Raw genomic sequence first — 14,102 nt, 5'->3', positions numbered from 1 at the left:
TCAATGTGACCTAGATCGCCTTAATAATGAAGTCAATCAGGCAAAATAAGCGGATTACATGAAAAAAATCGCATTTTCTATCTGGCAACTAAAGCCTGTGAAGTGGATCCGTCATATGCGGCGCTTTAGGCTTGTCTACACCCCGCTTATAGCGATTGTGCTTTTTACCGTAGTCATGGGGGTGATTATGGGCACCCTGCAACTTCAAGAAAAAGGCCAGCAAGAGGCCGCACTATTTAGGGAGCTCTCATTTGCAAAACAGCGCATTCAATTGCGCTTTGCAAATAACACAGATGTTCTGCAATCCATTGGTCGAGACATTGTCAGCGCTGGTGACTTAGCAAAATCAAAAGAGAATGTGCTTATTCAGGCAGAGAACTTACTGCAAAGTAATCATGAGATTGCCCAAATAATTTGGATCAATGAAGCTGGTCAGCGACAATGGAAAATTCCACCGGACAACTTAAAAACAGATTGGTTTAATAAGACAGAAAATGCTGGGGCAATAAGCCAAGGCCTGAAAAAAACAATTGAATTAAGTACTGCAACAAATAGACCAGCCTTCAGTCATTTTATTTCAGTACAAGTTCCTAACGACGAACTGATCTCAAAAGAAATCCGGAATGTATTCTGGCAAGTAGTGCCTCAAATATCTGGAACTGAAATCAAGGGAATGGTTGCTGTCCTGTATACGACTCAAGGCCTGCTTGAAATGATCCCAGGGGAGCTTAAAGGACAGTATCGATTTACATTAATTACGGATAGTGACAAAATTCTTGCGATTTCATCTGATAAAAATACGCCAAAGCGCGCTTTTAGCAACCAAACTAGTCTGGATCTTGGAGTACTCAGCCCAAATCTCAGCTTGAGAATTGATACTTACCCACCAGCAACTAATTTGACCTTCAGGATGCTGATTGGTGTGGTGCTGGGATTAAGTGCATTTGTGATCTGGAGCTTGTGGTCGGTGTTAAAGCAAATGCAGGTCAGGCAAGAGGCAGAAGCAAATCTTCGAGCAGAAACCAATTTCCGTAGCGCAATGGAAAACTCCACACCAGTGGGAATTCGTGCGCATGATATGAATAGAACCATCACCTATGTCAATCCCGCATTTTGCGAGATGACAGGCTGGTCCGCCAATGAACTGATTGGTCAAAATCCACCCTTTGCCTTCTGGCCTGAAGGGCAAAAATCCGAGCTCACCGAGAAAATGAATCAGGCCCTTAAGCTGGCGCTGAGTCAAGAAAAGAAAATTGGTGTCGAAGGCTCAATCATTCATCGAAACGGCCACGTCATTCAGACGCGCACCTTTATTGCACCCTTGATTAATGAAAGAGGCGCGCAAACTGGTTGGGTTACCTCATTAATTGATATCTCAGAGCCAAAAAAGATTCGTGAAGAATTGGCGGCTTCACAAGAGCGCTTCATTACCGTTCTGGAGGGCCTTGATGCAGCAGTTTCAGTTATATCAAATGAGACCGGAGAACTGTTATTTGCAAACCGCTTTTATCGTGAGCGTTTTGGCAATACCGCTAAAGGGCATTTTGAATTAGCTGGTGGCGATATCAACCAAAATATGATGCAAGCCTTGGCCGAAGAGTCTGGCGATATGATCACTGAGGGCATTCCACCCTCCTCCCTGTATCAAGAATCGGAATCAGAAGAAATTCAGCTGCTAGATGAAGCTACGGGAACTTCAAAATGGTATGAGGTTCGTAGGCGTTTTGTGCCGTGGGTAGATGGGCATTTAGCGCAACTGCTCATTGCAACTGACATCACGATCCGTGTTGAAGCGGATGATTTGGCTCGCCAACAAGAAGAGCGCATGCAATTTACTAGCCGTTTAACAACCATGGGCGAAATGGCCTCTTCATTGGCCCATGAATTGAATCAACCGCTGGCTGCGATCTCGAACTATTGCATGGGCGTGGCAAAACGATTGAAAGGGAATTTAGACCCCGCCTTGCAAAAAGATATTCTTCCGGCACTGGAAAAAGCTTCGGATCAGGCGCATCGAGCGGGAACCATCATTCAGCGCATTAAGGGCTTTGTAAAGCGCAGTGAACCACAACGCAAATCCTGCGATATCAGGGAAATTATTAATGATGCAGTTGGCTTGGCGGAGATTGAAGCGCATCGTCATCGCCTGAGCATCAGCACCGAGCTTGCCGATAACCTGCCACCGGTTGACCTGGATCCAGTCTTAATTCTGCAGGTACTGGTTAATCTGCTAAAGAACTCCTTGGACGGTTTGAGAGAGGTTTACCCCCTTTCCTCGCGCTGGTCAGCTCCTCCAGTCAAGATTTCAGCTGACCTCGATACCAGCACCTTCCCCGCCATGTTGCGCATCCGAGTGACTGATGGCGGTGGCGGAATCGCAGAATCCGTCATTCAGCGCATGTTTGAGCCCTTTTTCAGCACCAAAAATGATGGTATGGGCATGGGCTTGAATATTTGCCGCTCCGTAATCGAATCCCATCAAGGCCGACTCTGGGCAAAAAACCAGATGGACGCAGAACATACAAAGCTATCTGGCTGCACCTTTACAATACTATTGCCTCTAGAATCCCCGGGTTCTAAAGGCAATGTTTAATTTATGCAATTTTTGAGATTGATCTGCGAGAGCCAATATGAATATCAGTGCCACCACCAAACCTAACCAAGCTGAAGTGGTTTATGTTGTAGATGACGACGAGGCAGTGCGTGACTCCCTCACGTGGTTGCTAGAAAGCAATGGTTATGTTGTTCGCTGTCACGCAAGTGCGGAACGATTCTTGCAGTCATTGCAAAGCACTGATAAATCCACTATCTCTTGCGCAATCTTGGATGTCCGCATGTCAGGCATGTCCGGTCTTGAATTACAAGAGCGCTTAATTAGTGAAAACCTGCCAATGCCAGTTGCTTTTATTACTGGTCACGGCGATGTCTCCATGGCGGTCTCCACCATGAAGCGCGGTGCAGTCGATTTCATTGAAAAACCATTTAAAGAAAATGATCTCTGTGGTTTAGTTGATCGCATGCTTGCAAAAGCCCGCATTGATTACTCACAAGCCAGTCAGCGCAAAATTACTCAAAGCCTCTTAAGCAAATTAACTGGTCGCGAGCGTCAGGTTCTCGAGCGTATTGTGGCTGGTCGCTTAAACAAACAAATTGCAGACGATCTCGGTATCTCCATCAAAACAGTGGAAGCGCACCGCGCCAACATTATGGAAAAACTTAACGTGAATACCGTTGCCGACTTACTTCGCTTGGCACTCTCAGATCCACAACCGAATTAATTGCTTATGCCAGCACAGTTACTCGACGGCGTCGCCTTATCCAAAAAACTACGCGCTGAAATTGCTGCGCGTGGAGCAATCGTCACAGCCAAGGGTGTTAGACCCGGTTTAGCAGTAATTGTTGTTGGTGAAAATCCTGCCAGTCAGGTTTATGTCAGAAATAAAGTAAAGGCCTGTGAGGATGTTGGCTTTCATTCCGTGCTCGAGCGCTACTCCGTAGAACTTGGCGAAGAAGAATTGCTGGCCCGCATCGCTACACTCAATGCGGATCCAGCGATACATGGCATCCTAGTTCAACTACCTCTTCCTGAACATATTGCAGCCGAGCGCGTACTCGAAGCAATCTCCCCTGATAAGGATGTGGATGGATTTCATGTGGCCAATGCTGGCGCCTTAATGGTAGGTCAACCACAATTCAAACCATGCACACCTTATGGATGCATCAAGATTCTTGAAAGCATTGAATACCCTATTCGCGGTGCACGTGCAGTCATTGTGGGCGCATCCAATATTGTCGGCAAACCAATGGCCATGTTATTGCTCCAGGCTGGCGCCACTGTCACTATCTGCAATAGCAAAACCCGAGACTTGGGGCACCACACTAAGGATGCCGATATTTTGGTAGTTGCTACCGGCAAACCCAAAATGATTACCGGTGATATGGTCAAGAATGGTGCTGTGGTCATTGACGTTGGCATCAATCGCATGCCGGATGGCAAGCTATGTGGCGACGTCGACTTTGATACCGCCAAATATATTGCTGGCTGGATTACTCCCGTACCGGGTGGCGTTGGCCCTATGACCATCACCATGCTCCTCATGAACACCTTAGAGGCAGCAGAAAAGGCAGCAAAACGCTAAGAAAATTACTGGGGCGTTTGGCAAAAATGCTCCCAGTCCATTAAGCTAGAGGGATGACCCAATCTACATCCCCAAAGCCATCCGCTGAACTTCAAAAAAATCCGCTCATTTCATTTGGCAGAGGCATTACCGCCTACTTGGAAGTAAAGCCGACAGACATTGCACCCGCCATTGAATTTCTACTAGAGCAAGCGCAATATGCGGTTGACCTCGCGGTCAATCCTATCACTCCAGCAAATTGGAATGATTTAGTGGAGCCCCTAGAGGACGCTACTGAATCTTTAACCAGATCATGGGGTGTGATTTCCCATCTCAATAGTGTGGCTGATGCACCAGAACTCAGGGCTGCTTATGGCGAGATGATGCCTAAGGTCACCGCCTTCTTCTCAGGTCTAGGACAAAACCTGGCGCTGTATCAAAAGTTCAAGGATCTCAGTCTAAGCGCTGACTTTTCCAGCCTGAGTCATGCCCAGAAAAAAGTCATTGACAACTCATTGAGAGATTTTCGTCTGGGTGGTGCAGAGCTTCCCGACTCACACAAGCTGCGTTTTGCACAAATTCAAGATGAGCAGGCTTTGTTAGGTAAGGCATTTTCTGATCACGTTTTGGATGCTACGGATGGATTTGTCCATTCGATTCAAGATATTTCCGAGTTGGCTGGACTTCCAGAAGATGCGATCGCTGCAGCTGCTGATCTTGCAAAGCAAAAGAATCTCCAGGGCTGGGCATTTTCATTGCATTTCCCCTCTTACTACCCGGTAATGCAGTATTCCGAGAACAGAGAGCTCCGTCGACTGATGTATCTGGCTTATGTCACGCGCTCATCAGAGTTGGCGCCGCAATATGGAAAAGGTGAGCTCGATTGGGACAACACGCAAAACATGTTGGATCAACTTTGCCTGCGCGAAGAAGAAGCCCACATGTTGGGATTTTCGAATTATGCTGATTTAAGCCTGGCACCGAAGATGGCCAATACCGTCGATGAAGTTGATCTCTTTCTGACGAACTTTGCTATTAAAGCAAAACCATTTGCCCAGAAAGATTGGCAAGAGCTTTGTGAGTTTGCTAAAGCAGAGCTTGCACTTGTTGATGGCCTTGAACCCTGGGATATCCCTTTTGCTGCCGAGCGATTAAAACAAGCGCGTTACTCATTCTCTGAGAACGAGCTCAAGCAATACTTCCCTTTGCCAAAGGTATTAGATGGCTTATTCGAAGTCATTCAAACACTATTTGACGTCAAAATTGAATCCGCCAACCTGCCTACTTGGCATGTCGATGTGCAGTCTTTTGCAGTGAAAGATCAAGCTGGAAAAATACGGGCTTACTTTTATCTCGACCCCTATGCTCGCCCTGGTAAGCGTGGCGGGGCTTGGATGGATGATGCCCGTGGGCGCAGAGAACTTCCTAATGGCGAGATTCAAATCCCTATCGCTTATTTAGTCTGTAACTTTGCAGCGCCAGTCAAAGTGGATGGCGTGATGCGCCAGCCCACAATTACTCATGATGATGTCATTACCCTCTTCCATGAGAGTGGTCATGGCTTACATCATCTACTTACACAAGTAAGTGCTCTGGGTGTGTCAGGCATCAATGGTGTCGAATGGGATGCCGTGGAATTACCCAGTCAATTTATGGAAAACTTCTGCTGGGAATGGGAAGTGCTTGAGAAAATGACAGCGCATGCACAAACTGGCAAACCATTGCCGCGCGAGCTCTTTGACAAAATGTTAGCCGCAAAGAATTTTCAAAATGGCTTAGCGACCTTGCGTCAGATCGTGATGTCACTAACGGATTGGCGATTGCATTCGAGCTTTGATGCAAAGGGTGCAAAAGGCCAAGCCGTGCTGGATGCCTCAAGAGCCATCGCCGATGAATACAACATCATTGCGCAACCCGAGATCTCTCGTTGGATTAATTCATTTAGCCATATTTTTGCTGGTGGCTATGCGGCTGGCTATTACAGCTATAAGTGGGCTGAAGTTCTCTCTGCTGATGCTTACTCCGCATTTGAAGAAGCTGCCAAGCTCACTGGTAGTGTTCTTGATGCCAAGACAGGTACTCGTTACAGAAGGGAAATTCTGGAGGTGGGTGGCAGTCGCCCTGCTGCTGAATCCTTTAAGGCCTTTAGAGGACGGGAGCCAAGCATTGATGCACTTCTGCGTCACGGAGGCTTGGCTTAAGAATCAAATTACCATTCCAGTTGCGGCAGAAGGCAACAGCGATATTTTGGCTTGAGTACTTTAGCAAGGATATTGGGTTAATTGAATTGCCTTTAAGTAGCTGAAATATCATCAATGACTCTTTTTAGGTACTGAGCATCAACATTAATAAAAGCCCCACAGCTATAACAAAAGACCTTCATTTCCCGCCTCGCATTCTCAATGGTCTCCTCAATAACCTTGCCACATTCTGGGCATGGGATACGCAACATCTGTTTATCGACATTCATAAGATCTCCAATGATTTTTGATTAAAAACGTTCACTTTGTGGGGTACAAGGCCATATTTATCTCGACCCACTTAAAGAGAGGGCAATAACCCGCTTCAGTGGCCTTAAATTCTCGCCAGCATGTATCAGCAACTTACGTAATAGCTTTGCCGGGTGAGATTCTTTGGTGTAAATATCGGTAATAAGGCGGGTGATTAAAAATAATGGTCGCGTTTGGGATCGATGCCTACTTTGGTAGCGCAAAAGTAAATCAGAATTACCAATGTCAAGCCCAGCTTGTTTGGCTTGTATGATTTCGCGCGCGAGCGTCTTGACCCCTAGTAACCCAAAATTAAAGCCATGAGCAGTCACTGGGTGCATTCCAACGGCGGCATCACCGATAGTTGCAAATCGGCTAGCAACCAAATTTTTTGGGTAAACCGAGACAAGTGGGTATGAATGCTTAGTGCTGATTAAGCTCATAAGCCCTAGACGGCTCATGAATCGCTTTGTCACCCCTTTAGAAAATTCTTCCGAGGATTGCTCCATCAACAGCTTGTTTTCTTGAGCATCTACCGTGATCACGACTGAGCTACGGTATTTCCCTGTGACTGGGTCTGGATTCATGGGCAATAGTGCCAATGTCTGCCCATAATCAAACCATTCCCAAGCGATATGCTCATGCGGTTTTTCATGACTCATACAACATACCAGCATGTTCTTTCCAAAATCGTGCATCTCTGCCGCTATTCCCATCATGCGCCTAGTCTCAGAAAAGCGGCTATCTGCAGCAATAATCAATTGGGTCTTTAGCTCAATACCACCCTCTAGATTGACAATTCCTATTTGATTGTTTGCGCGAACATTGGTTACTTTTTGATTGGGCAATATCGTAATATCATGGTGTTCATGAATTGCTTGCTGGACCGACTTAAATGCTGCTTCACGAATCAAATGATTGGATATAAGCCAGCCCAATTCTTGATGCTTACCCAATTGATGCGAAATATTCATTGAAAAATTTGAATTGCCATTGAGAATTTTGGCATCGCGTAATGGTGATTTTGCATGGGGATCTATATTGCCCCATAAGCCCAATTCCTTCATCAACCCAACTGAATCCTGAGTGAGCGCTATTTCCCTGCCGTCAAACGAGGGTGCTGAAAGTTCTTCTAATGATTGTTTCTCAATGAGAGTAATACGAAGGCCTTGACCGCTTAGCGCTCTGGCCAAACAAAGACCGGAGGGGCCGGCCCCAACAATAATGACATCGGCATTCATAAGAAATATTTTTACTCTGAATACCAATAGCAGTATTGATATAGAACAAGCAATATAGTTATTTCGACTTGAACTTCACGCAGACGCAGTAGTAGCTAGATAAAAATAGACTTTACTGACCAGGAGTTTTATCTGGCTGCCAGATGTATCCACGCGCCTTCATGCAAGCTGAATAGAGCTCTTGATTTGTTTGAACGCCCGAGTAACCGTTATACCCGCCCCATCCAGGACCCCAACCATTGCCCCAGCCATAACCACCTTGGCTATATCCGAATGGCTGCTGCGACTCCTGGAGACAGGCGTAGTTGTCTTGATTAAATTGTAGAGGCGCCACACCACTCTTAACCCATATGCCTGACTGAGTTGCACATGCAAAAAGGGTTAAAGGCAATAAGAATAAAGAGAGTCTATATAAACGCATACTGACATTAATATTTGAATTAAGGATTCTTGGTGAGCCCTGTGTGACTCTAACACGCGACCAGAGGCGCACGTCTAGTTGTCTCGATATTTCTTGGCTATTTCTTGGAAATTGGACTGCTCTTCAATAAGGGCAGCAACAACTAAAGGATCAAAATGAGTGCCGCTCTTTGATACGATCTCATTAACGGCATCTTCATGACTCCACCCGGACTTATAAAGCCTATCACTTACCAAGGCATCGTAAACATCTGCAAGCGCCATGATACGAGCAGATAGCGGGATTGCATTGCCATTTAAGCCACGGGGGTAACCTGTTCCATCCCATTTTTCATGATGTCCACCAGCAATTTGAATGGCCTTCTTCACCACTCCGTGATCACCCCCAGCCTCAATATCACCAGACGATAGAACCGCTTCACCAATAGCGGCATGAGACTTCATTATTTGCCATTCTTCATCACTGAGACGCCCCACCTTATTCAAGATATTGTCGGGTACGCCTACCTTACCTATGTCATGCAAGGGGGCTGCCTTATATAAGGTATCGATACATTGATCAGTTAACTCATTTACATAGTGCCCCATCATCCTAAGTCTTAAGGCTAGATTTCTGACGTAGTGTTGAGTGCGAATAACATGATTTCCGGTTTCGTTATCACGCGCTAATGCCAATGCATTGAGCGTCATGAGCATTTGCTTTTCTGTGTTCAGAACTTGAACCTTTTCATTTAAGGTAAAAAGGTTCACGATCGACCTATGAATTCCCATAAAAAGTAAGCCGTATGGAATTAAGAATAGGTAATGCCAGTTATCCTGCTCTCGAGCATGTGGCAACCAATCAGAGCTGACTTCTTGCGAATCAATTATCAAGAAACCCAATCTGAGGATTGTTAGCGCTACCTGCATACATATCAAGTAAGTTAAAACCCGAAAGGGACTCCAATTGTGAAGCCTTGCAATCAGTAAGCCCTCTACTAACACCCAGGCACTCAATATGCCAATAAGACAGAGTACTTGCACAAGGTGGGCATAAGAAGCGCCATAAGAAACAAGAACCTCTAAAGTAAAGTTCAGAACAAAAACGAGGGCCGATAGCGCCGCAATAACTTGCAATGGAGGTGAAGCGATATTAAGTTGCATACCGCTTTGCTGTGATGAAGTTAAGAGTTTAGATTTCATGGGCGCTGATTTGCCTGCTTTAGAATAGGATCTACAGCTGCCTTCCACCGCATGGAACAATTGGGCTCTAATTTGTCGCAACTATCCGCCCAGGCTGGAAATGATTTCTCCAGCGCAAACTTTCGCATAAAGAGCTTATCGTCTTCGGTAACGGGAGTCTGAATCAGTTTGTATTTAACACCCAAGCTACAAGTACTCTTCCCCTGCAGGCAATCTGATGCTTGATTATTGAATTGCTCAGAATGAATCCATACCTGATCAATATATGCATTTACAGCACTTTGCAATTGCTGCTTTTGGCTTTCACTAAATCTATTCCAAGTATCCAGACGAATCGCTATGCCATTCGTTCCCATTTGAGTGGCAATCGGATATATGTACGTTAAATATAAGGGCCACTGGGCTGAATAGGCTGAGGTTTGACTGGTGATGGCGCAATCAGCCATGTTTGAAGCTAGAGCTTCTAGTACCTGGTCAAAAGGAATGACAACGGGGATGCCTCCTTGCGATTTGATCAGCGCATTGTAGGTAGGGGCTCCCACACGAACTCTTAAACCCTTAAGATCAGAAAGTCGATGGATTGGTTTATTGCAAAAGATAACTTGTGGACCAAATGTCCATATACCCAATAATTTTGCACCAAATCGTTTCTGTAAATTTTCATCGATGACGGGGCCATAAGCTTCGCCAATCTTGCGTACGGATTGGTAGTCTGGGTTAAGACCTGGCAAGTCAACTCCAGCAATGCTGGGCTCTTCTTGAGAATTCTGCAAGAATCTCAAAGAGACCATATCAAACATACCGCCCTTCAACATGGCAAGCTCATAATTATCTTTAAAGCCCAATTTATCAATTGTGCGATATTCAACCTTAATCGGTAGTCCAGTCTTTTTCTGGAGGGACTCAAAGAATGGTTGCTCTAAGTTCTTTTGGATTGGGCCTGTCATTGATTGCTGTCCAACCACTCTGAGATTGATTACATCAACAGCATTCCAAGCATACGCAAAACCGCCGAGAATGATGCCCAGTAGAATGAGTCGCTTCACGACTGATGTGGTCCGAATAAATACATAAACAGATATTAAATTTAAGGGCTCTAGGCTTTAAAAGTATAGTAAATTAATTCAAATTCTTAGCATTATTACCCTGGTATTGGTATATGTCTACTAGTACTATGCACCAAATATGGGAGATTATTGGGGGTAAACGACCTCAATCGGCCTAATTTAGGCCTTTTTGATTTCAGCGATTACGGGAGCATGATCTGAGGGTTGCTCCCAAGTTCGTGGCTCTTTATCAATCATACTGGCTGTGCATTTATCTTTGAGGGCTTCACTTAATAGAATGTGGTCAATGCGCATGCCTGCATTACGCCTAAAACCCATCATGCGGTAATCCCACCAGCTATAGGATTTAGGCGCTTGCTCAAACATCCGGAAAGAATCCGTTAAACCCAACTCCAGTAGTCTTTGGAATGCTTCGCGCTCTGGTGGAGATACGAGGTTCTGACCTATCCACTTTGAAGGGTCATATACATCCAAATCGTTAGGTGCAATATTAAAGTCGCCCAATAATGCCAAGCGACTGTTCTGGCTTATCTCATCCTTTAGCCAAGCCTCAAGTGCTTTGAGCCACCCTAACTTGTAAACAAACTTATCACTATCCGGCGATTGGCCATTGGGAAAGTAAGCGGATATCAAACGGATGGGTTGTGTGCCTTTAAAACAAACCGTTGCAGCCAAGATGCGCTGCTGCTCATCGACATTACCTGGAATATTTCTGATGGGTTTTAAGAAGGTAGTTTCTAAGTCAGAAGCCATCGGCGCTAATGCAGCTTTGCGAACAATGATGGCTACACCGTTATAGGTCTTTTGCCCTGCAGCCAGACTTAAATAGCCAGCATCCTCAAGTTCTCGATGGGGATATTTATCATCCGTTAACTTGAGCTCTTGCAGACATAAAGCATCAATGGGTTTCTTTGCCCGCTCTTGATCCTGCAACCATTTCAAGACCTGGGGTAAACGCACTTTAAGTGAGTTGACATTCCAAGCGGCAATTCTGACCAACTCAGTCATCGATTCCCAACTCCTGCAGCTTACGAGTGATCGTATTGCGACCGATACCCAATCTTTGCGCCGCCTCTACACGCCTACCACGAGTCACTTCGAGTGCAGCCTGTAAAACCGCTTTTTCAAACTTAGAGCATAAAACCTCATAAACCCCTGTCTCGCCATCCTGCAGCATTTTGACTGCTAGTCGACCCAAACCACTCTCCCAATCCACACTGCTACCTCTGGGTAGATTAGCGCTCGATGCCATTGTGTCGCCCTGCAATACAACAGGTTGCTCACTAGCTTCAGCAAGAATGTCAGCAGGCAAATCACCCGTACCGATTACGTTGGATGGCGTCATGACTGTCAGCCAATGGCATAAATTCTCTAACTGGCGGACATTTCCAGGGAAAGGCATGGCACTAATTTCTTTTAACACTTCGTCTGACAATTTCTTAGCCTCTACACCCAATGACTTAGCGCAGGACAACATAAAGTGACGTGCCAATACCGGGATATCTTCTGCACGTTCACGCAAGGCTGGCATCCGCAAGCGAATGACATTCAAGCGATGCAATAAATCTTCACGGAAAGCGCCGGCTGCAACTCGCGCCTCTAGATTTTGATGAGTAGAAGCAATGATGCGAACATTTGCCTTAATCGGATCCTGTCCACCAACACGATAAAAATGACCATCAGTTAATGCGCGCAATAAGCGAGTCTGTAAATCAAATGGAATCTCACCAATTTCATCTAAGAATAAGGTGCCGCCATCAGCCTGTTCAAAGCGCCCACGACGCAATGTCAAGGCACCAGGAAATGCGCCCCGCTCATGGCCAAACAATTCAGATTCCAATAAGTCCTTGGGTACTGCTGCAGTACTAAAGGCAACGAATGGCCCTTTAGCGCGCGGGCTGTGCTTGTGCAAAGCTTGAGCCACTAATTCTTTGCCAGTACCAGATTCACCAGTAATCAATACGGTGGAATGTGACTGAGCAAGGCGGCCGATTGCCCTGAAGACTTCCTGCATGGCAGGAGCTTGGCCAATAATCTCCGTGGAATCTTGTCTCCAGCCATTGATCTCTTTATTGCCAGATTGGTTGCGCTCGCTTTGCTCCATCGCACGACGAATTAACTCAACCGCCTTATCAATATCGAATGGCTTGGTGAGGTATTCAAATGCGCCGCCCTGAAAAGACGAGACCGCTGAATCCAAATCAGAATACGCGGTCATGATGATGACGGGAAGTGTCGGATGCGTCTCTTTTACATTCTGTAGCAAATCTAAACCATTGCCACGCGGCATGCGAATATCAGAAATTAATACCTGAGGCGCATCTTTTTCCAAGGCATTGAGCACATCATTGGGATTGGAAAAGCTCTTATGAGGGATGTTCTCTCGAGTAAGTGCTTTTTCTAACACCCAACGAATTGATTGGTCATCGTCAACTATCCAAACGGGTTTCATGATGCTTTCTCCTGCCTACGGTAAGGAATTTGAATATGGAAATCAGTCAGGCCAGGACGGCTGTCACAAGCAATAAAGCCCTGATGCTGCTGTACAAAAGTTTGAGCTAAGGTAAGACCAAGGCCACTGCCTCCATCCCTACCAGAAACTAGTGGAAAGAAAATTCGCTCACGAATATCTTCTGGAATACCAGGCCCGTTATCAATCACATGTAAATCCATGGCCATCTTGTAGCGTTGCTTGGAAATCGTGACGGAGCGAGCCACCCTCGTCTTCAATTCAATTTGGGCAATGCCCTGGGCAATCTCTTCTGTAAGCGCTTGGGCTGCATTGTGGGCAATATTTAAAACTGCTTGAATTAACTGCTCGCGATCACCGAGCACTTCAGGAAGGCTGGTGTCGTAGTTGCGAATAATTCTGAGCCCCTTAGGAAATTCAGCCAACACCAGACTTCGAACGCGCTCTAAGGCCTCATGGACATTAAATGATTCCATGGCATGCGCCTTACGATGCGGTGCAAGCAGTCGGTCTACTAGATTCTGCAGCCGATCGGATTCTTTAATGATGACTTGGGTATATTCACGCAAGCCTTTTTCTGGCAGCTCGAACTCGAGCAATTGAGCGGCACCACGAATGCCACCCAAAGGATTTTTAATCTCATGCGCTAAATTACGCATTAACTGTTTATTTGCTTCAACCTGTTGCGTCACACGCTCATCACGCTCACTACGCAATTGCTGGTCAATTGGAAACCACTCCATCATGATCAAAGTAGGATCATCTAAACTCGCCACAACAACGTGAGCGGGAATTGAATCTTGATGAATGCTGCTCGGCAAAGAATGTAAGACCATTTCTTGGCGTTGCGCTGGCACATGCCCTGCTTTCACCTCTTCAATCATGTGCCTAATCGACTCGTTATCTCCAAACAAGTTGTGCACAGACTGGCCCTCAAGAGATTTACGGGAAAGATCCAGCGCTGACTCTGCAGCTGGGTTCACATAAACCAATTGCTGGCTCTCCGCTTCGAACACCACAATGGCATTCGGCATTTGGTCGAGCAATGTCGGAAAAAAAGGAGCAGCCGAAGCTGCCCCTTTGAACGAATTGCGCAATAGACCTGCGCTCAACAT

At 45.9% G+C, this 14,102-nt stretch carries 12 protein-coding genes; 4 read left to right on the top strand and 8 right to left on the bottom strand.

The window, feature by feature from the left end; genetic code table 11:
* Positions 1-58: 58 nt before the first annotated feature.
* From ICN12_RS01865 to ICN12_RS01850, 4 genes are read left to right on the top strand one after another with little or no spacing between them, the layout of a single operon-like run.
* Entirely contained in the window at positions 59-2,593 is a 2,535-nt protein-coding gene (locus tag ICN12_RS01865; RefSeq protein ID WP_216270380.1) for a sensor histidine kinase, read from the top strand.
* 37 nt (positions 2,594-2,630) lie between these two features.
* Positions 2,631-3,278 (top strand): response regulator transcription factor, encoded by a 648-nt coding sequence (locus tag ICN12_RS01860; protein ID WP_216270379.1) that lies wholly within the window; start codon positions 2,631-2,633, stop codon positions 3,276-3,278.
* 6 nt (positions 3,279-3,284) lie between these two features.
* The gene (folD, locus tag ICN12_RS01855; RefSeq protein WP_216270378.1) at positions 3,285-4,139 is read left to right on the top strand and encodes a bifunctional methylenetetrahydrofolate dehydrogenase/methenyltetrahydrofolate cyclohydrolase FolD; all 855 of its coding nucleotides are present in this window, start codon (positions 3,285-3,287) and stop codon (positions 4,137-4,139) included.
* Positions 4,140-4,192: 53 nt separating this feature from the next.
* Positions 4,193-6,319, top strand: coding sequence for a M3 family metallopeptidase (locus ICN12_RS01850; protein ID WP_216270377.1), 2,127 nt, complete (start codon positions 4,193-4,195; stop codon positions 6,317-6,319).
* 92 nt (positions 6,320-6,411) lie between these two features.
* Here the strand turns inward: ICN12_RS01850 and ICN12_RS01845 are convergent, their stop codons facing one another.
* The 8 genes from ICN12_RS01845 to glnL form a co-directional block, all read right to left on the bottom strand.
* Complete coding sequence (locus ICN12_RS01845) at positions 6,412-6,588, bottom strand: hypothetical protein (protein WP_216270376.1); 177 nt, start codon at positions 6,586-6,588, stop codon at positions 6,412-6,414.
* Between the two features lie 57 nt (positions 6,589-6,645).
* Positions 6,646-7,848 carry a 5-demethoxyubiquinol-8 5-hydroxylase UbiM gene (gene ubiM / locus ICN12_RS01840; RefSeq protein WP_216270375.1) on the bottom strand — a complete coding sequence of 401 codons (1,203 nt, stop codon included), beginning with the start codon at positions 7,846-7,848 and terminating at the stop codon, positions 6,646-6,648.
* A gap of 112 nt (positions 7,849-7,960) precedes the next feature.
* Positions 7,961-8,269, bottom strand: a complete 309-nt coding sequence (locus ICN12_RS01835) for a hypothetical protein (RefSeq protein ID WP_216270374.1) — start codon at positions 8,267-8,269, stop codon at positions 7,961-7,963.
* A gap of 74 nt (positions 8,270-8,343) precedes the next feature.
* The gene (locus tag ICN12_RS01830) at positions 8,344-9,450 is read right to left on the bottom strand and encodes an HD-GYP domain-containing protein (RefSeq protein ID WP_216270373.1); all 1,107 of its coding nucleotides are present in this window, start codon (positions 9,448-9,450) and stop codon (positions 8,344-8,346) included.
* Positions 9,447-10,496, bottom strand: coding sequence for a TRAP transporter substrate-binding protein DctP (dctP, locus tag ICN12_RS01825; RefSeq protein ID WP_216270372.1), 1,050 nt, complete (start codon positions 10,494-10,496; stop codon positions 9,447-9,449). Before dctP ends, ICN12_RS01830 begins: the two co-directional genes overlap by 4 nt.
* 180 nt (positions 10,497-10,676) lie before the next feature.
* Positions 10,677-11,525, bottom strand: a complete 849-nt coding sequence (gene xth / locus ICN12_RS01820) for an exodeoxyribonuclease III (RefSeq protein WP_216270371.1) — start codon at positions 11,523-11,525, stop codon at positions 10,677-10,679.
* Entirely contained in the window at positions 11,518-12,969 is a 1,452-nt protein-coding gene (gene ntrC / locus ICN12_RS01815) for a nitrogen regulation protein NR(I) (protein ID WP_216270370.1), read from the bottom strand. Before ntrC ends, xth begins: the two co-directional genes overlap by 8 nt.
* Entirely contained in the window at positions 12,966-14,102 is a 1,137-nt protein-coding gene (gene glnL, locus ICN12_RS01810; protein ID WP_216270369.1) for a nitrogen regulation protein NR(II), read from the bottom strand. The genes ntrC and glnL overlap by 4 nt, the downstream gene beginning before the upstream one ends.

It is taken from the genome of Polynucleobacter sp. AM-25C3 (genome assembly GCF_018882335.1).
Classification (GTDB): domain Bacteria; phylum Pseudomonadota; class Gammaproteobacteria; order Burkholderiales; family Burkholderiaceae; genus Polynucleobacter.
Note: the sequence above shows the minus strand (reverse complement) of the source record. Positions and strands in the feature narration are given on the sequence as shown.

Excerpts from the sequence above, each read along its gene's own strand:
- ICN12_RS01860 (WP_216270379.1), top strand. The coding sequence starts at position 2,631 with ATGAATATCAGTGCCACCACCAAACCTAACCAAGCTGAAGTGGTTTAT.
- ICN12_RS01845 (WP_216270376.1), bottom strand. The coding sequence starts at position 6,588 with ATGAATGTCGATAAACAGATGTTGCGTATCCCATGCCCAGAATGTGGC.
- glnL (WP_216270369.1), bottom strand. The coding sequence starts at position 14,102 with ATGTTGAGCGCAGGTCTATTGCGCAATTCGTTCAAAGGGGCAGCTTCG.
- ICN12_RS01830 (WP_216270373.1), bottom strand. The coding sequence starts at position 9,450 with ATGAAATCTAAACTCTTAACTTCATCACAGCAAAGCGGTATGCAACTT.
- ICN12_RS01850 (WP_216270377.1), top strand. The coding sequence starts at position 4,193 with ATGACCCAATCTACATCCCCAAAGCCATCCGCTGAACTTCAAAAAAAT.
- ntrC (WP_216270370.1), bottom strand. The coding sequence starts at position 12,969 with ATGAAACCCGTTTGGATAGTTGACGATGACCAATCAATTCGTTGGGTG.
- ubiM (WP_216270375.1), bottom strand. The coding sequence starts at position 7,848 with ATGAATGCCGATGTCATTATTGTTGGGGCCGGCCCCTCCGGTCTTTGT.
- ICN12_RS01865 (WP_216270380.1), top strand. The coding sequence starts at position 59 with ATGAAAAAAATCGCATTTTCTATCTGGCAACTAAAGCCTGTGAAGTGG.
- folD (WP_216270378.1), top strand. The coding sequence starts at position 3,285 with ATGCCAGCACAGTTACTCGACGGCGTCGCCTTATCCAAAAAACTACGC.
- ICN12_RS01835 (WP_216270374.1), bottom strand. The coding sequence starts at position 8,269 with ATGCGTTTATATAGACTCTCTTTATTCTTATTGCCTTTAACCCTTTTT.
- xth (WP_216270371.1), bottom strand. The coding sequence starts at position 11,525 with ATGACTGAGTTGGTCAGAATTGCCGCTTGGAATGTCAACTCACTTAAA.